12 protein-coding genes are annotated in these 19,982 nt (G+C 30.9%); 11 read left to right on the forward strand and 1 reads right to left on the reverse strand.

Features of this window, described 5'->3' with window-relative positions:
* The first annotated feature begins 133 nt into the window (after positions 1–133).
* The 9 genes from Q0049_RS04045 (at position 134) to mdh (ending at position 13,862) form a co-directional block, all read left to right on the forward strand.
* A complete protein-coding gene (locus Q0049_RS04045; RefSeq protein ID WP_298116831.1) occupies positions 134–3,148 on the forward strand; it encodes a tetratricopeptide repeat protein in 3,015 nt (1,004 codons plus the stop codon).
* Positions 3,149–3,231: 83 nt separating this feature from the next.
* Complete coding sequence (locus tag Q0049_RS04050) at positions 3,232–4,995, forward strand: TonB-dependent receptor (protein ID WP_298116833.1); 1,764 nt, start codon at positions 3,232–3,234, stop codon at positions 4,993–4,995.
* A 179-nt stretch (positions 4,996–5,174) separates the two neighbouring features.
* Entirely contained in the window at positions 5,175–5,618 is a 444-nt protein-coding gene (locus Q0049_RS04055) for a hypothetical protein (protein ID WP_298116835.1), read from the forward strand.
* Between the two features lie 103 nt (positions 5,619–5,721).
* Positions 5,722–6,936 carry an ATP/GTP-binding protein gene (locus Q0049_RS04060; protein WP_298116837.1) on the forward strand — a complete coding sequence of 405 codons (1,215 nt, stop codon included), beginning with the start codon at positions 5,722–5,724 and terminating at the stop codon, positions 6,934–6,936.
* 2 nt (positions 6,937–6,938) lie between these two features.
* A complete protein-coding gene (locus tag Q0049_RS04065) occupies positions 6,939–7,661 on the forward strand; it encodes an RloB family protein (protein WP_298116839.1) in 723 nt (240 codons plus the stop codon).
* Between the two features lie 191 nt (positions 7,662–7,852).
* Positions 7,853–9,526, forward strand: a complete 1,674-nt coding sequence (gene asnB / locus Q0049_RS04070; protein ID WP_298116841.1) for an asparagine synthase B — start codon at positions 7,853–7,855, stop codon at positions 9,524–9,526.
* A 439-nt stretch (positions 9,527–9,965) separates the two neighbouring features.
* Positions 9,966–11,906, forward strand: coding sequence for a DNA topoisomerase (ATP-hydrolyzing) subunit B (gyrB, locus tag Q0049_RS04075; protein WP_298116843.1), 1,941 nt, complete (start codon positions 9,966–9,968; stop codon positions 11,904–11,906).
* 2 nt (positions 11,907–11,908) lie between these two features.
* Positions 11,909–12,901: a DUF6588 family protein gene (locus Q0049_RS04080; protein ID WP_298116845.1), complete on the forward strand. Its 993-nt coding sequence runs from the start codon at positions 11,909–11,911 to the stop codon at positions 12,899–12,901.
* Between the two features lie 28 nt (positions 12,902–12,929).
* Positions 12,930–13,862 carry a malate dehydrogenase gene (gene mdh / locus Q0049_RS04085; RefSeq protein ID WP_298116847.1) on the forward strand — a complete coding sequence of 311 codons (933 nt, stop codon included), beginning with the start codon at positions 12,930–12,932 and terminating at the stop codon, positions 13,860–13,862.
* 311 nt (positions 13,863–14,173) lie between these two features.
* Here the strand turns inward: mdh and Q0049_RS04090 are convergent, their stop codons facing one another.
* Positions 14,174–14,791: a hypothetical protein gene (locus Q0049_RS04090; RefSeq protein ID WP_298116849.1), complete on the reverse strand. Its 618-nt coding sequence runs from the start codon at positions 14,789–14,791 to the stop codon at positions 14,174–14,176.
* A gap of 705 nt (positions 14,792–15,496) precedes the next feature.
* Between Q0049_RS04090 and Q0049_RS04095 the strand changes: the two genes are divergently transcribed.
* The gene (locus Q0049_RS04095; RefSeq protein ID WP_298116851.1) at positions 15,497–15,937 is read left to right on the forward strand and encodes a hypothetical protein; all 441 of its coding nucleotides are present in this window, start codon (positions 15,497–15,499) and stop codon (positions 15,935–15,937) included.
* 300 nt (positions 15,938–16,237) lie between these two features.
* Positions 16,238–19,981 (forward strand): hypothetical protein, encoded by a 3,744-nt coding sequence (locus Q0049_RS04100; RefSeq protein WP_298116853.1) that lies wholly within the window; start codon positions 16,238–16,240, stop codon positions 19,979–19,981.
* The last annotated feature ends 1 nt before the right edge of the window (position 19,982 follow it).

Below are 19,982 nucleotides of genomic sequence, written 5' to 3' on the forward strand. Positions count from 1 at the left end.
TTTTTTTATATCTTATTTTAATAATTAAATTCTAAAATTATATTGTTAAGAAAAATGTTTATAATAAAACCAAACAAACGCTCGTTATACATACAAGAGTGATAATTTTGAATGAATAATAAAAATACTACCAATGCAAAAAATAACAGCGTTTATATTCCTCAATTTTTTAGTTGCATTTACAACTTTATCGGCGCAAAAGACTGAAATTTATAATCATCAATTGGCTGAATTTGATAAAGCAATTTCGCTCTATGATGATAAACAATATTTAGCAGCTCAAATTCTTTTTGACAAAGTAAAACAAGAGAACAATTCGCTTGATGTTCAGTCAGATTGTGCTTACTATATTGCTTTTTGTGCTATAAAATTAAATCAAAGCAATGCAGAGCAATTAATGGAAAAATTTGTTGAAGAATATCCAACAAGCTCAAAACAAAATCAAGCTTACATTGGTGTTTCGCAACACTATTTTGCGCAAGGAAATTATCCGCAAGCACTTCAATATTTTGATAAAGTGGATGAAAGCGGATTGACTTATGAAGAATTAGAAAAATTCAATTTCCAAAAAGGATATGCTTATTTCACCGCTAAAAAGAAAAAAGAAGCAACTACCTATTTTAATAAAGTTCAAAATTCTAAAGAATACGGTTCGCAAGCTAAATACTATTTAGGATTTATGGCTTATGAAGACGATAATTATCAAGAAGCTACAAAACAGTTTGACCAAGTTTCGGGCGAAGAAAAGTATAAAGAAAAATTGTCTTATTTTCAAGCAGATATGAATTTCAAACTTGGAAATTTCCAAAAAGCTATTGATTTAGGTAAAGCTGCAATGGAAAAATCTAATGCTTCTGAAAAATCAGAATTGAATAAAATTATCGGAGAAAGCTATTTTAATTTGAAACAATATGGTGAGGCATTGCCTTATTTGAAAGAATATAAAGGTAAAAAAGGAAAATGGAATAATACCGATTTTTATCAATTAGGATATACTTATTATCAACAAAAGGATTACGAAAATGCTATTTCACAATTCAATAAAATTATTGATGGTAATGATTTTGTGGCTCAAAATGCCTATTATCATTTGGGTGAAAGCTACATGAAAACTGATAAGAAGCAACAAGCTTTAAATGCTTTTAAAATTGCTTCCGAAATGGATTTTGATAAAAAAATTCAAGAAGATGCAAACTTGAATTATGCTAAAATCAGTTATGAAATTGGAAATTCGTATCAATCAGTTCCAGATGTTTTGTCTTCATTTTTAGCTAAATATCCAAATTCACCAAGCAAAAATGAAATTGAAAACTTATTGATTAATTCTTACATCACTTCAAAAAATTATAAAGAAGCTTTGACTTTATTGGAAAAAAATAAAAATCCAGAAAACAGATTGGCGTATCAAAAAGTGACTTTTTATAGAGGTTTAGAATTATACACCGATGGAAATTATCAAGAAGCTCAGAAGATGTTTGCTAAATCGTTGAAAGAACAAAAAGATGAAAAGTTTTCAGCGAGAGCTACATTCTGGAAAGCTGAAACCGAATTCACTTTAGATAATTTCAATGAAGCATTACTGAGTTTCAAACAATTTGAAGGAATGACGGAAGCTAAAAATACACCTGAATTCAAAAATGTAAATTACAACATTGCTTATTGTTATTTCAAACAAAAAGAATATGATCAAGCTGGAAATTATTTTCAAGCTCAAATTGATGCTGTAAAAGACGATAAAATTAGATTAAATGATTCTTATTTGCGTCTTGGTGATAGCCGTTTTGTAACCTCTAAGTATTGGCCAGCAATGGATGCTTACAATAAAGCTATCGAATTAAAAAGCGTTGATGCTGATTATGCTGCGTTTCAAAAAGCAATTTCATATGGATTTGTAAGTAAAAATGATAAGAAAATTGAAGACTTTAATAAGTTTTTAGCAACTTTCAAAACCTCTCAATATCGTGATGATGCTTTGTTTGAATTAGGAAATACTTATGTTGCTGATAATAAAACTGATTTAGCAATTAAAACTTACGATCAATTATTGTCAGAGTTTAAAAATGGTTCTTATTCGTCAAAAGCGGTTTTACGTCAAGGATTGATTTATTATAATGCAAATAAAGATAATGAAGCTATTATAAAATTCAAAAAAGTTGCTGCCGATTATCCTAGAACTCCAGAAGCATTGGAGGCAGTTTCAACAGCAAGATTAATTTATGTAGATAACGGAAAAGTGGACGAATATGCTACTTGGGTTAGAACTTTAGATTTCGTAGAAGTTTCTGATGCTGAATTAGATAATGATACTTATGAAGCGGCAGAAAAACAATATTTACAAAATAATACTAAACAAGCTATTGCTACTTTGAGTGGTTATGTTGCGAAGTTTCCAAAAGGTATTCATGCTTTGAAAGCTAATTTTTATTTGGCACAATCGTATTATGCTGATGGATTGGAAACAAATTCAATTCCAAATTATGAATATGTAATTGCACAATCGAAAAGTGAATTTACAGAACAATCTTTGGCAAGATTATGTGAAATTCATTTGAAAAAAGATGATTTTGGTAAAGCAATTCCAGTTTTAAAACGATTAGAAACAGAAGCAGATTTTCCTCAAAACGTGACTTTTGCACAAGCAAATTTAATGCGAGCGTACTACGCACAAAAAGATTATCCAAACTCAGTAGTTTATGCGGATAAAGTTTTGGCAAATCCCAAAACAGATAATAAAGTAAAAAGTGATGCACAAATTATCGTAGCACGTTCAGCAATAAAAGCGAATGATGAAGCTAAAGCAAGAACAGCTTATGCTAACTTATTAAAAATTGCTAAAGGTGAATTAGCCGCAGAAGCGTTGTTTTATGATGCCTATTTCAAAAATAAAGATGGAAAATTCGCCGAGTCTAATAAAGTAGTTCAAAAAATTGCCAAAGACTATTCTGGATACAAGTATTTTGGTGCTAAAGGTTTAGTAGTCATGGCAAAAAATTATTATGGATTGAAAGACAGTTTTCAAGCAACAGCAATTCTAGAAAGCGTGATAGAAAATTTTGCTGAATTCACAGATGTTGTCGAAGAAGCTCAAACCGAATTAAATACAATAAAAGCAGAGGAAAGTAAAACGAATTCCTCTGTTGAAAAGTAAAAGGCTAATTAATAAGTCAATGTCACACTGAGCTAGCTTGCACTGAGTTTATCGAAGTGAAGTGCTTTAAAAAAAATAAAAATATGAAAATTAAATTCCAATATAAAATCGCAATAGTTTCTGTTCTTTTAGGAACTCAAATCACCTTTGCTCAAAAGAAAGACGAAAACATCGGGACAGAAGTTGTAAACGTTGTAAAACCATATACGCCTACAATATCTGATGCTTTTAAAGTGAAAGAAACGCCATCTTTAGAAGACGATGATAATTCTAAAAAAGAAGATATTCAATATAATATTTTCTCATTTCCGGTAGCTTCAACTTTTACGCCTTCAAAAGGTAAAGCTGCAAATGTTGACAAAGAAAAGGAAGAAAAATATTTTAGTAATTATGCCACTTTGGCCGCAGGAAATTATGGTAATATCAATGCCGAATTATTTGTAACACAAACCTTAGAAAGTGGGAATTATGTTGGTGCAATGCTACGTCATCTTTCCTCACAAGGCGGAATTAAAGATATCGAATTAGAGGATAATTTTGCAAATTCTTCGCTCGATTTGACTTACGGAAGTAGAAGTAATGCATTGTCTTGGAATGCCGATTTAGGTTATCAAAGACAATCTTATAATTGGTATGGTTTAAATTCTGTATTGTATGAGGCATTGACGCCAACAGATAAAGCTACTTTTATTGACGGAATTGATGAAAAACAAGTATATCAAAATATTTCTGTTGGTGGAAAATTAGCAATGAATGAGAGTGTTTTTAAACAAGCAACTATTAAATTTAATCGTTTTTCTGATGATTTTTCATCTGGTGAAAATCGTTTTGTTGCAAAGCCATCTTTCGAATTTGATGTTGTAGAACAAAATATAAAAGCCGATTTCATTTTGGATTATGTAAACGGAAATTTCAAAAATAATTACTTCGATTCAGGCGAGTTAAAATATGGTTTTGCTAACTTTGGTTTCAAGCCAAGTTTTCAGATAAATAAAGAAGACTTATCAGTAAATATTGGGGTTGGATTTTTCTATAGTTCGGCAACAGAAGCTGGAGATAATCAGTTTTTAATTTATCCAAATATTAATGCTTCTTATAAAGTTGTTGGCGATTTGATGATTGCTTACGCTGGAGCTGAAGGAAACTTAAAACAAAATTCATATAAAGAATTTGTTGATGAAAATTTCTTCGTTTCACCTACTTTAGGAGTTGCGCCTACAGATCAAAAGTATGATATTTATGTTGGTTTGAAAGGAAAGTTAGCGAGTTCTATTGCCTATAACATTCGTGGTTCTTTTATGAATGAAGATAACAAAGCGTTGTTCAAAAACAATGTTTACAGTTATGAAAATACTAATACTGATGGTTATGCTTTTGGAAATTCGTTTGGTGTAGTTTATGATAATGTAAAAACTTTGAGTTTCTTCGGAGAATTAAAAGCAGATTTTTCTAAAAACGTATCCTTTGGAATTAATGGAACTTTTAGTAGTTATGCTGAAAAAGATCAAAAAGAAGCATGGAATTTGCCAGGTTTGAAAATAGCTTCTAATTTAGATTTTAAAATCACATCAAAATGGTCAGCAGGTTTGAATGTGTTTTTTGTAGGTGAAAGAAAAGATAATATCATCATTTCTTCAATTGATCCATCATTTACCAATGTTGATGAGGTTGTTACATTAGATAGTTATTTCGATTTAAACGCTAATGTTGTTTATAAATACAGTGAAAGATTAACTTTTTTCTTGAAAGGAAATAACATAGCTAATCAAAACTACCAACGTTGGATAAATTATCCAGTTCAAGGAGTTCAAGGATTGATAGGTGCTAATTATAAATTTGATTTTTAATTTGATTTTGCCACAAAGGCTCAAAGACACGAAGGTATTAAGCTTATTAGCTTAGTTTAAAAAATATAAATTAAAAAATCTTTGTTTCTTAGCGTCTTTGTGCCAAAAAAAATATAAAACAAATCAAAAAAATAAAATATAATAAACTTTTAGTCTTTGCGTCTTAGTGGCAAAAAAACATGAAACAACAAATCCTCCAAAAACACCAACAATTACTTCAAGACAAAATTGATGTCTTTCGTGACATGATTTCCGGATTAACCGAAGATGCTCAAAATGATGCCAAAGGTTCAGCAGGCGATAAGCATGAAACCGCTTTGTCGATGATGCATATCGAACAAGAAAAACTCAATCACAAACTAAAAGAAATCCTTGACCAAAAATCGGTACTAGATAAAATTGACGCTTCCGCAAATCATACTAAAATCGCTTTAGGAAGTTTAGTTCAAGCCAATGGAATGTTGTTATTCATAAGCGCGGCTTTACCTAAAATCACTATTGAAGATAAAATCATAATTGCAGTTTCACCACAATCGCCACTTGGAAGTAAGTTGATGGGAAATGAAGTGGGTTTTGAGTTTGAGATTAACACAACAAAATATACTATTGAGTCAATTTTATAGTTATAAATTTGTGAAATTTTCTCAAATCTAAGCATTGTTAACAATTTTTAATTTACTTTTGTTGATAATTTGAGATTTTTTCTCAAGAAATTAAATATAAACTATGTTATTAGAATTCACAGTAGGGAATTTTTTGTCATTTAAAGAAAAGAAAACTTTCAGTTTGGAAGCAGGAAGTATTTCTGAACACAAAGAAAATGTTGTAAAAGAAGGAAAATACAAAGTGCTTCGTTCAGCAGTGATTTATGGCGCTAACTCAAGTGGTAAAAGTAATTTTATCAAAGCTTTGGATTTTATGGTTACAACAATTGGTAACTCTTCAAAGCTCAACTCTACAGATAAGCTAAACATAAAGCCATTTTTACTTAATATTGAAAATGAAAATCAACCATCATTTTTTGAAATCCTTTTTACAAGATTAGATAAACGTTATCGATATGGATTTGAAATCGATAATGATAAAATTCACTCTGAATGGCTATATGTTTTGAATGATAAAAATAAAAAAGAAGATGTCTATTTTATTAGAAAAATTGAAGGTATTGCTGTATTCGATATTTTTGAAGAAGCTAAAGGATTAGAAAGTAAGACTAGGGATAATGCTCTTTTTTTACCTCTTGCAGACCAATTTAATAGTGCAATTGCTAAAAACGTAATGTGGACACTAAATAGTTCTATTAATGTTTTATCAGGGATAGAGCATGAGATTAGTATTAATGCTACCAATGTATTGTATAATAATGAAAATCATAAATCTGCGATTGAGGACTTCATAAAAAAATTAGATTTAGGTTTTAAAAACTTTTCCATTGATGAAGACTCGTCTAAATCTTTTAGAAATAGGGTTCAAACAATTCATAATAAATTTGATAACAAAGGAAATATAATTTCCAACATTGAATTTAAAATGAATGAACAAGAATCGTCAGGTACAAATAAGATTTTTGATTTATCTGGCTACATAGTTTTTACACTCAAGTTTGGATTGATTTTAATTATTGATGAACTAGATTCAAAATTACATCCAATTTTAACACAAGAAATAATAAAGTTATTCAATGATCCTAAAACTAATCCTGAAAAAGCTCAATTAGTTTTCACTACACATGATACTAATTTACTTAGTGCAAATCTTTTTAGAAGAGACCAAGTTTGGTTTACTGAAAAAGATGATTTTGAAGCTACTGATTTATATTCTTTGTTAGAATTCAAAGATGAAGATGGTAAAACCATTCGTAAAGATAGAAGTTTTGAAAAAGATTATATAAGAGGTCGTTATGGAGCTATACCATATATTTCTAATTTTCAAGAAATTTAGGTATGGCAAATATTATTAAAATTGATAATGCTATCCTAAAACGACATAATCGTGTCGAGAAGAAACGAAAGGAAAGGAATAGAGAAGTAAGAGTTTATTTTTTGATAGTTTGTGAAGGAGAAAAAACGGAACCAAATTATTTTAAGTCTTTTAAAACTAATGTAAAATCTTTTATTTTCACAATTGATACTCTAGGTGAAGGATCAAATACTAAAGATTTGGTTAAAAGAACAATTAAAGCAAGAGATAATTCAAGTCAAATATATGATAGTATTTGGGCAGTTTTTGATAGAGATAGTTTTAGCCCAAATAATTTTAATGGAGCAATTGAGTTAGCTAATAATAATAATATTAAAGTTGGTTGGTCAAATGAAGCATTTGAATTATGGTACTTATTACATTTTCAATATAGAAACACTTCAATGTCTAGAACTGATTATAAAAAAGCTATTGAAGAAGAAATTAATAATAAAATAGTTGAACAATCAAAAAGTAAAAATCCTAAAAAATTTGTTTATAAAAAGAACAGCGAAGAAATGTATTCAATTTTAGAGAAGTATGGAAATCAAAAATTTGCAATTACTAATGCTGAAAAATTAATCAAAAACCATAATTGCAATAATTATTCAATACATAATCCTTGCACAAGAATCCATTTATTAGTTCAAGAATTAAATGGAGATTCTGAAGAATTAAATAGACAAATAAAAGAAAGAAATGAATAACTTAAAGCTATCAATAGATAGCTTTTTTTACAATCTCTAACCCAAAACCACAATTCAAAACAATTTTACTTTATAATTTTCATATAAAATCATTTTTTAGTTATAATTTATAACTAATTATTCTTTTTTGGTTTTAATAATAGAAGTATTGCCTCAATTTTGCTTCACAATAAAAAATAAAAAAAAAGATTATGTGTGGAATTGTATGCGCCTTTGATTTAAAACAAAAATCAGAATCATTGCGACCTCAAGTATTAGAAATGGCTAAAATCATCCGTCATCGCGGTCCAGATTGGAGCGGAATTTTTAGTAATGATAAAGCTATATTAGCTCATGAAAGATTAGCAATTGTTGATCCAGCTTCAGGTAAACAACCTTTATTTAGTGAAGATAAAAGTTTGGTTCTTGCTGCTAATGGAGAAATCTACAATCACAGAGAATTGCGTAAACAATTTGAAGGAAAATACCAATTCCAAACCGAAAGCGATTGCGAAGTAATTCTTGCATTATACAAAGAAAAAGGTGTACATTTTATTGACGAAATGAACGGAATCTTCGGATTTGCCATTTATGATGTTGAAAAAGACGAATATTTTGTAGCTCGCGACCACATGGGAATAATTCCTTTGTATATTGGTTGGGATCAATACGGAACATTTTATGTAGCTTCAGAGTTAAAAGCATTAGAAGGATATTGTACAAAAATCGAATTATTTCCACCAGGACATTACATGTCAAGCAAGGATGGCGAATTCGTAAAATGGTACAATAGAGAATGGACAGAGTATGATGCAGTAAAAGATAATGAAACAAGCATTGAAGAAATTAAAGCAGCTTTAGAAGCAGCAGTTCATCGTCAATTGATGAGCGATGTTCCTTATGGTGTTTTACTTTCTGGTGGATTAGATTCGTCAATTACATCGGCAGTAGCCAAAAAATATGCTCAAAAACGTATTGAATCAGGCGATACTGTTGATGCTTGGTATCCACAGTTACACTCATTTGCAGTTGGTCTAGAAGGTTCACCAGATTTGGCTGCAGCTCAAAAAGTTGCTGACCATTTAGGAACAATTCACCACGAAATAAAATTCACAATTCAAGAAGGGTTAGATGCGGTTCGCGACGTAATTTACAATCTTGAAACGTATGATGTTACTACAATTCGCGCTTCAACACCAATGTATTTAATGGCAAGAGTTATTAAATCAATGGGAATAAAAATGGTACTTTCAGGTGAAGGTTCCGATGAGTTATTTGGAGGATATTTGTATTTTCATAAAGCTCCAAATGCAAAAGAATTCCATGAAGAAACAGTACGAAAATTAAGCAAATTACACATGTACGATTGTTTGCGTGCGAACAAAAGTTTAGCAGCTTGGGGAATTGAAGGACGCGTGCCATTTTTAGATAAAGAATTTATGGATGTTGCTATGCGCATCAACCCACAAGATAAAATGATTAACGGAGAACGTATGGAAAAATGGGTTTTACGTAAAGCATTCGAAGATATGTTGCCAGCAAGTGTAGCTTGGAGGCAAAAAGAACAATTTAGTGATGGTGTTGGTTACAGTTGGATTGATACTTTAAAAGAAATGGTTGCAAAAGAAATTTCCGATGAACAATTGGCAAATGCAAAATTCAAGTTTCCAATTCAAACGCCTACATCAAAAGAAGAATATTATTATCGTTCCCTTTTTACAGAACATTTTCCAAGCGATACAGCTGCACTTTGTGTTCCACAAGAAGCAAGTGTTGCTTGTAGTACCAAAATTGCATTAGAATGGGATGAAGCTTTCAAAAATATGAATGATCCATCAGGAAGAGCAGTGGCAAATGTTCATGATGATGCCTATGTAAAAGCTTAAAGTCAAGCGTAGTTTCTTGATTTTAGATTGAAGTTTAGTTTGTTTGTTTAATCTGAACACGTTTCAGATTCTTAACGCTCGTCATTAATGATGAGCGTTTTTGTTTAATCTAAAAGTTGTCAATAAAAAAATAATTGCTTTTTTATAGAAGCGAATCGCTTGGTCATTATCTTTAATCCATATTCCTGCTTTCCATTTCTATCGTCCCAAAAGACGATATACATTGCAATCAGGGCTAGGTAGTATTTGTCAGTATATCAATTAGTTGTGAAAAACACTTTTTGTCCAACTTCAAAAAATCGTTTTAAATCAATTAAAATTTATTAAAAGATAAATGTTAATAACTTATGCGACAAAACGCTTTAAAAAGCTTTAAAATAACCTCAATTATTGTATATTTGCGTGTTAGACAAAAATCATACATACGATATAATTTATTATGAGCGACGAAATTAAAAAAAATAGCTATTCAGCCGACAGTATTCAGGCATTAGAAGGAATGGAGCATGTTAGAATGCGTCCATCCATGTACATTGGCGATACTGGCGTTAGAGGTTTACACCATTTAGTTTATGAAGTAGTAGATAACTCTATTGATGAAGCGTTAGCTGGACATTGTGATACTATTAGCGTTTTCATAAACGAAGATAATTCCATTTCTGTAGAAGATAATGGTCGTGGTATTCCGGTTGATATGCACAAAAAAGAAGGTGTTTCTGCTCTTGAAGTAGTAATGACTAAAATTGGTGCTGGAGGAAAATTTGATAAAGATTCTTATAAGGTTTCTGGAGGACTTCACGGTGTTGGGGTTTCTTGTGTTAACGCACTTTCAGACCATTTAAAAGCAACTGTTTTTAGGGAAGGAAAAATATACGAGCAAGAATACGAAAGAGGAAAAGCAATGTATCCTGTTAAGCAAGTTGGTACAACCGACAAACGTGGTACAATGGTTACTTTTCAACCTGATAAAACTATTTTTACACAAACAACAGAGTATTCTTATGATACTTTAGCAGCTCGTATGCGTGAGTTGTCTTTCCTTAACAAAGGAATTACAATTACACTTACGGACAAACGTCGTACAAATGACAAAGGCGAGTTTGAAGGAGAAGTTTTTCATTCAAAAGAAGGATTGAAAGAATTCGTTAAGTTCTTAGACATGGGTCGTGAGCCAATTATTTCTCACGTAATTAGTATGGAGCACGAAAAAGGAGAAATTCCTGTTGAGGTTGCTTTAGTTTACAATACTAGTTATTCAGAAAATATTTTTTCTTATGTAAATAATATCAATACTCACGAAGGAGGAACGCATTTGCAAGGTTTCCGTATGGGATTGACTCGTACGTTAAAAAAATATGCTGACGCTTCAGGTTTATTAGATAAATTAAAATTCGAAATTGCTGGTGATGACTTCCGTGAAGGATTAACAGCTATTATTTCCGTTAAAGTTTCTGAACCTCAGTTCGAAGGTCAAACGAAAACCAAATTAGGAAATAGAGAAGTAGTTTCTCCAGTTTCTCAGGCAGTTTCTGAAATGCTTGAAAATTATTTGGAAGAAAATCCAAATGATGCTAAAATCATTGTTCAAAAAGTAATCCTTGCTGCTCAAGCGCGTCATGCTGCTAAAAAAGCACGTGAAATGGTACAACGTAAAACTGTTTTAGGTGGTGGAGGTTTACCAGGGAAATTATCTGATTGTTCAGAGCAAGATCCAGCAAGATGTGAAGTTTATTTAGTCGAAGGAGATTCGGCTGGTGGAACGGCAAAACAAGGTCGTGATAGAAACTTCCAAGCCATTATGCCTTTAAGAGGTAAGATTTTGAACGTTGAAAAAGCAATGCATCACAAAGTTTTTGAAAACGAAGAAATCAGAAATATCTTTACAGCTCTTGGAGTTACTATTGGTACAGAAGAAGATTCTAAAGCATTAAACCTAGAAAAATTAAGATACCATAAAGTAATTATCATGTGTGATGCCGATGTCGATGGTAGTCACATTGCTACTTTGATTCTTACATTCTTCTTCCGTTTTATGCGTGAATTGATTGAAGGCGGACACGTTTATATTGCAGCTCCACCTTTATATTTAGTTAAAAAAGGAAACAAAAAAGAATACGCTTGGACAGACGATCAACGTGATGCGGCTAACGAAAGAATGGGCGGAAGCGCAGGAATTCAACGTTATAAAGGTCTAGGAGAAATGAACGCAGAACAATTGTGGGAAACTACAATGGATCCAAATTTTAGAACTTTGCGTCAAGTAACTATTGATAATTTAACAGAAGCCGATAGAGTTTTTTCAATGCTAATGGGTGATGAAGTGCCGCCTAGAAGAGAGTTTATCGAGAAAAATGCTGTTTACGCAAATATTGATGCATAACAATGAAAAGGTTCTTTATACTTTTCTTGTTTGTTACAAATTTTTCTTTCTCACAATCAGAGGAATTATTACAAGATTTAGGGTATCTCATTGATGATGCCCTATTTTTTTCTGATAAATATATAACACCTGCAACTGATGCTGCTGTTTATCAATCCTCTTCCGCTTGGGTTACTTCTGCAAAAAAGAGGAAACTTTGGGATGTTACTTTAGGGATTAATTCAAATTTTTTCTTTGTTCCTAATAGAGATAGAGAGTTTAAAATAAACAATAGCGACTTTTCATTACTGACTATTGATGGTGCAACTTCAGCAACAGTTCCTACATCTTTAGGAAACGACTATCAAGTAGATTTAATAGGTGATTTAGATGGTGAACAAATTCGTATTGAAACTCCAAGAGGAATTGATCAAAATATTGTTTTTTATCCTCATCTATATGGTGCAGTTTCAGTTTGGTACGGCACAGAAATACTTGTTAAGTATTCTCCAAAAGTTAATCTTAAGAAAAGTCAATATCAAGTTTATGGATTTGGTTTAAAACATAATATCAGTCAATATTTTAAGAGTTTAGAAACTAGAAAAATAAATCTATCAACTTCACTTTCTTATTCTAATGAAGATGTGAGTTTTGATTTTCTTGATGTTCAAACAAATTATGGAAATTTAGGTATTAACCAAATAAGTGGTTTAGTTGATACTTTTCAATTTCAAATTAACGCTTCAAAAGAGTATAAAAACGTTGAATTTTTAGGTGGAATTATTGCTAATGTTAGTGATTTTAAATACCAACTTACAGGTCCAAAAGGTGCTATTGAAGAAACAATTCCATTGCAAAAACTTTTAAACCAGCGATTAGAAGAAATTTACAAAACAAAAACTAATTTCATGGGAGAAATTTCAGGTAGATATCAATTTAGCAAAATTTATGTGCAAACTACAATTGCTTTTGGTAAATTTGTAAACTCAAACGTATCAGTTCAATATGAATTTTAATTTTTTTCAAATATAAACACACAATAAAATGAAAGTTACAATAGTAGGAGCAGGAAACGTTGGTGCAACATGCGCTGATGCTATCGCTTACAGAAGAATTGCGAGTGAAATCGTATTATTAGATATTAGAGAAGGTTTTGCTGAAGGTAAAGCTCTAGATATCATGCAAACTCAAACTACTTTAGGTTACAATACAAGAGTTTCAGGAAGCACAAATGATTATTCAAAAACGGCAGGAAGTGATGTTGTAGTTATTACATCAGGAATTCCAAGAAAACCAGGAATGACTCGTGAAGAATTAATTGGAATCAATGCAGGAATTGTAAAAGGTGTGGCTGAAAACTTATTAGCTCACTCACCAAACGCCATTGTAGTAGTAGTTTCAAACCCTATGGACACAATGACTTATTTAACATTGAAAGCTACTGGATTACCAAAAAATAGAATCATCGGAATGGGTGGTGCTTTAGATAGCTCACGTTTTAAATGTTATTTATCACAAGCTTTAGATAAACCTGCAAATGATATTCAAGGAATGGTTATTGGTGGTCATGGTGATACTACAATGATTCCTTTAACTCGATTAGCTTCCTATAATGGTGTTCCAGTTTCACAATTTTTATCTGATGATGAATTAGCAAAAGTATCAGCAGATACTATGGTTGGTGGAGCTACTTTAACAGCTTTATTAGGAACTTCTGCTTGGTATGCGCCAGGTGCATCTGTTGCTTATTTAGTGGATAGTATTTTAAATGATCAAAAGAAAATGATTCCTTGCTCAGTAATGCTTGATGGAGAATATGGACAAAGCGATATTTGTATTGGTGTTCCATGTATTATTGGTAAAAACGGAGTTGAAAAAATCGTTGATATCAATTTAAATGAAGACGAGAAAGCAAAATTTGCTAAAAGTGCAGAAGCAGTTAGAGCTATGAATGCTGATTTGAAATCGGTTTTATAGTCTATTTTTCAAAATAATTTAAGAAGCCAGTTTCGTTTGCTACGAAATTGGCTTTTTTTATATAAAATAATTCTTTGTGTAAGTACAGAAATATGACTTTTTGGAACGGAATGAAAGTAATTTCTTGATTTCCTTTTTCCCGCTTTCCATACCTAATTTTTCAACTTCAGCAAACGAATTGAAGTAAATAATTTTAAACTAACTCAATATTGGGTAAAAAAAAAACAGGATAAAATATTTCATCTTATCCTGTTGAATTTAATAGCGAATACTTTATTAAATCAATTATTCACGCGAAATTTTTTCAAAAATTATGGATTTAATTGTACCTTAAGTTCCTCTTTATCACTTCCTCTGTACATGCTTAAATATGCTTTAGATAGATCAGCATCTTTAGGTACTATGAAATAAAATGTTCTTTCAGCTTTCTCACCTTTTTTTACAACTAAACTATTTGCTGTATCAAGATTTACTGCATTAGGATTAGCTTTATAAAAATCTGCTGTAAAAGAAGTAAATTTTTGTATTTCTTCTGCTTTATCATCTATATGAAGAGATAAACTTGTATTCATTCCAGAAAATATTCCTTTACATTCAAGACTTTCAAGACCAATGTTTACAGCTACTAATTGTTGCTCTTCATTTGGTGCACCATTTTCGAATTCTTTTTCAGAAAATTTAGCATTAGTAGTATAACTTACAACAGTATATTTTTCTTTTGAGTAGCTTCCTGTTTGATATTGTGCATCATAAGTATTCTCACTTTCATTTATAAAAGAAGTACCAGATTGAGTTGTTTTTGGCTCTGGTCTTTGAACACTTGCAGTGGTTTCCTTAGTCTCTTCGTTAGTTTGTTCATTTTTGTTTTCGTTCTTACAAGATGACAAGATCAGTACACTTGCTAAAATTAAAATTCTAAATTGTTTCATAGTTTCTAAATTATTTAGGAGTTGTTTATAATATATAAAACTATAATAATAATCTGTACTAACCTAATATATTTTTCAAAATCAAGAGGCGACTAATTTTAAAAGTTACTCTTTCTAAGCAAAGTGGTCTATTTTAAACAGAAAGTAAAACCAAAAAAAAGCGTAAATGTCTCCTTACTTTACTTTGATATTTTCTTCTAACATAAAAGAAAAGTATAAGTAAGTGTGAAAGAAATACAAATTAAGATTCAAAAAGTATAAGTCTGTGCTAAAGAATTACAATTTAGGATTCAAAAAGTATAAGTCTGTACGGAAGAATTACAAATTAGGATTGAAAAAGTATAAGTCTGTACGGAAGAATTACAAATTAGGATTGAAAAAGTATAAGTCTGTACGGAAGAATTACAAATTAGGATTCAAAAAGTATAAGTCAGTGCAAAAGAATTATAAATTAGTATTCAAAAAGTATAAGTCTTTATTGAAGAATTGTAAATTTGGTCGTAAAGAGTAAGTTTCTATCCTGTTGTAAATATTATAAATCCAAATGCATTTTTAAAGTATAATAATTATCATAAATAAAGAATTATTGAGACATTTACTTCGTAAGTTCGTTGCACTCGTGTGCGCAGCTCAGTGCAAATATGAACACTTTGCGTAGCTTGGGTAAATATTATATGACAACAATAATTGTTAAATAAAAAAGTTATGATAAAGAAAATAAAAGATTATTCAAACGAGGAATTAATAGATACATTCGTCAATTTTTGGGATGAAAACGAAGCAATTGAGGCATTAAGTGAATTAAGAAATCGAAAACACTCAAGGACAGAAGAATTTTGTTTGGAAGTTTTTAATTATTCTGCATTTGATGAATATGATAAAGGTGTAGCAATTTCAATTTACTATTCTTACGATGAAGATAAATCCATAGAATATGAAAAAGAGCATTATAAAGGTTGGAATTTAATTACTTTAAAGAGTTTGGTATCATTACTTTGGGTAGATTCCAACGAAGAAAACCAATCAGAAAAGAAAAAAGAACTCATTAAGCTCATCAAAAAGCATCTCAAAACTCTAAAAAATAATGAAATAGCAGAAATACAATATGATTATGATAGTTTTATGAAGGCATACGAAAATATTTAGCTAAATTGTTAAGTAGTTTTAACCAGCAAAGCTCCGCGAAGTATTCTTTACAAAAAGTTCTTATTGAAAGTTACGAAAATGTCTCCTGACTTTGCTCTGATAACTCTAAAATGTATAATCATTGAATTATTTACTTTTAATATTAAATATTAATGGTAAATATTTGAAAATCAATTTAGTAAAAGTTATTGTATTATTTACTTTTTTTAATTTCAGTTGTTAAATTTTTTATAATTATTCATTTTCTTACAATATTTTTTTTTTTGTGCGTTATTACTTTAAATCTAAAAAAATATTTATATGAACAATGAAATTAAAAACACGCTCTTTCGTTTTGTAAGCTTTAGAGCACCAGAACTTTCAAGTGATTTTGAAAAAAATCCAGGATTTATTACGGATAAGGGAAAAATTGAAGGGGTATTTCTTAATGCAGTTAATAACTTAGCTGCAAATACCACTAAAAGAGAAGCACTGCAAAATGCAGCAAATAGTTTTGCTCCTAATGCATTGAAAGTTGACAACTTGAAAAATCTTAATAAAGAAATATATGAGTTTTCAAAATGGCTTTCTAAAAATCGTTATAAAGCAACAGAAGATGAAATAATACGTAAAGCTGAAGCATTAACTGAAGTTAATTTAGATTTAAAAGTTTTATGGAACAATCTCATTTATCAGGTTGTTACTCAAAATGATTTTTATGCTAAAGAATTGTTGATGCAACTCATTCTTGCTAATCATGTAATTGAAGAAACTAAAGTTGGAACACACAAAGAAAGAGCTTTGGCTAAAGTTGTTTTACCAAAATTACTTTTCGTTGAAAATGCAAACAATAATATTGTTGCCGCTAAGGTTGCTTCAAAAGGAGAATCTACAGAGGTACAATTTTCAAACCCAATATTACAATCTTTAGAGAAACAAGCTATTGCACAACAAAATATTGATGTTTTAACAAGTTTGCACTCTGAACTAGCAGTTGCTGAAAAAGCATATAGAAAAGAGTATCAAAAAGCTTATGATGTTGAATATGATGCCTATAAAGTTACAATAAAACCTTTATTAGACAGATATTATGCTGAATTAGAAACTGCAAAAAATAGTTGGTGTGAGGTTAGAGATCCAAATGTAGTTTATAATCCAGAAGATCCATGTCAACAAGTACCAACTGTTTCTGAGCCTGAACTTCCTAAGTTTGAGTTTACGTACACTGACGAAATGGATATTAAGTTTTTATCAAAATATTTAAGTGCTCAAAGCTTAGAAGCTTATAAAAGTATCATTAATCCTGTTGATGAAGACGAAGATAATGGAGGTGAACAATTGAGAGTGGTTCTTCCAGCTAGCGAAACTACATTTTCTTCAACTTACAATGTAATATCTCAACTTATTGATGATAACAATAACAGTTATACTCAAAATGCAGTTAGTAATGGTTCTACATCATTAGTTGTTGGTGGAACGACCATTGTTGTTCCAAACACAGCAAGTCCATTACAACCTTTTGAATATGAAATTAAAACCAGTAGAGGATCGAATTTTTCTGTTTCAACTTCAAGAAGATTGCAGATTATGGTTGGAATTCCTGAAGCTTTGTGGAAAATTACAGCGGTTCAGTATAAAATGACTCGACTTGACGATTCTGTTGTCTTAAAAAATTCATCTGTTGTAAAACATTATATTGGGTATGATGCAATGTTAAACCTTTCAATGACAGGAATAACTAACGATTTAAAAGAACTTTCAATTACCTTTCAGTTCACAAATGGTCAAACAGCTTCAGTTGTAATTCAAAATTTTGCTTTAGCATCAGTATATAAAGGAACTATTAAGTTTCCTGTACCAACAGAGTTAGAAGGTGATGTTGATAGCCCGAGTGGAAGTACAGGAACGTCTGCTGTAGCACCTGAACTATCTTTTATTCCTACAGGATTTGGCATGAAACAAATTGGAATTGCTGACTATAATAAGGTAGAACAAACCATTCATGGATATATTGAAGGTGAAGTAGCCCATATTGAAAATATTATGGCTAGAGAGTTTAAAGAAAAATCTACTCGAAAATTAAGCCGTAGAGAAGTAACAGATACAACATCATCAGAAACAGAAAGAGAAGAATTAACAGATACTTCAACGGTAGATCGTTTTGAAATGCAAAGCGAAGTAGCTAAAGTTATTGCTAATAGCAAGGATTTTAGTGCTGGAGTAAATACAGATTACAACTCTAAAACTGGACGTTTTCATTTAGGCACAAGCGCAAACTTTGCGACAAACAATTCTAAAGAAGAAAGTACACGACAAGCAGTTACCAATGCTAAAGAAATAACGGAAAGAGCGTTAGACAGAATTGTTAGTAAAGTAAAAGAAGAACGAGTAGTTAAGGTTTTAGAGGAGTTTGAAGAAAACAATACACATGGTTTTGATAACCGAAAAGGTGATCAACATGTTGTAGGTGTATATCGTTGGGTTGACAAAGTGTTTAAAAACCAAATTGTAAACTATGGCAAACGTTTGATGTTTGAGTTTTCAATTCCTGAACCTGCTCGTTTACATAACTTAGCTATGACATCTTTAATTGATGAAAACAAGGCAAAAGCTCTATCTAAACCACAAGATCCAAGAACAGATACTTCTTATAAATTAGAAAATTATTCCCAATTAACAGAAGATAAATTAAAGTATTGGGCTGGAATTTATAATGCTGAGGTAAGACCTATGCCTAAAGAGTTCATTACAGTTGGAGAGTCTTTTAGTGTTATGGGTGGAAAAATGGGTACTAAATTAGGACATACTGAATCTATGTCAGGAAATGGTAAAATTAAAATTCCTGAAGGATACTATGCAATTAGTGCTTTTGGGCAATTTAGTGCTTCTAGTGATAATGATTATCAGGGTAATATTCTTTCTTTGACCATAGGAAATGTTACTGCAACAGATACAAATCGTTTCCGTCAAAAAGTATTAAAATTAAACTCAACAACAATTTCACCAGCTGTTAGTTTTGAGTCATTTATTAATGAAGTTCCCGTTTCTTATACTCTCGGAAATCATGTGGCAGGAGATATAACAGCAAATGTAAATTGCAAGTTAACGGCTGAGGCTAAACTTGAATGGCAAATGGAAACCTTCAATGCTATTATAAGTGCTTACGAAGAGGCTTTGCAAAAATACAATGAAGACTTAGCAATAGAAACAGCAAATGGAGTTCAAATTTTAGGAACTAATCCTGGTTTTTATAGAGAGATTGAAAATATTATTTTGAGAAAAAATTGTATTTCTTATATGATTTCTAACAACCCAAATGCAAAAAACACTTTTGGTAAAAATTTCTATAAAAAGAACAATTCAGCTGATTCAAATTTAAGTTTTAATAATGCAATGATAGATAACACAGCAGACTTAGATAATTATGCTGCTTTTGTTAAATTCATCGAACAAGCCTTCGAGTGGGACATCATGAGTTACTACTTCTATCCTTTCTATTGGGCAAATAGAAGTAACTGGGTTGAAATGTATCAGTACGATCAAACTCACGACCATGTTTTTAAAGCATTCATGCAAAGTGGTATGGCTAGAGTGGTTGTTACTGTAAGACCAGGATTTGAAGAAGCAGTAAGATACTACATGCAAACAGGTCAAATTTGGAATGGTGGTGAAGTACCAGTAATTGGTGATGAATTGTACATGTCTATTGTTGATGAAATGAGAAAAACGGAAGGCGAAAAAGTGGGATTAGCATGGCCAACACGTGTTCCTACTTCAATGACTATTTTACAAGCTGAAAGCATTGGATTAAAAGTAGACAAAGCATTACCATATAATGATGATTTAACCGATTTTGAATTCCCTGATGAAGTGCCACAAGGATCACAGATAGTAACGAATTCAGCATTGATAGGTAACTCAAATCATGAGGAAATTAGACATATTGAGAATATCGACATAAAAAACGGTTATCTTCAATTAACTACTGATGATACGCCTAGACAAATTGTTGCACAAATTTCATTACAAGCAATAAAAAATGCAATGGATGAAAATGCTAATTAAT

This window comes from Flavobacterium sp., assembly GCF_027484205.1.
In the GTDB taxonomy this organism is placed as follows: Bacteria; Bacteroidota; Bacteroidia; order Flavobacteriales; family Flavobacteriaceae; genus Flavobacterium.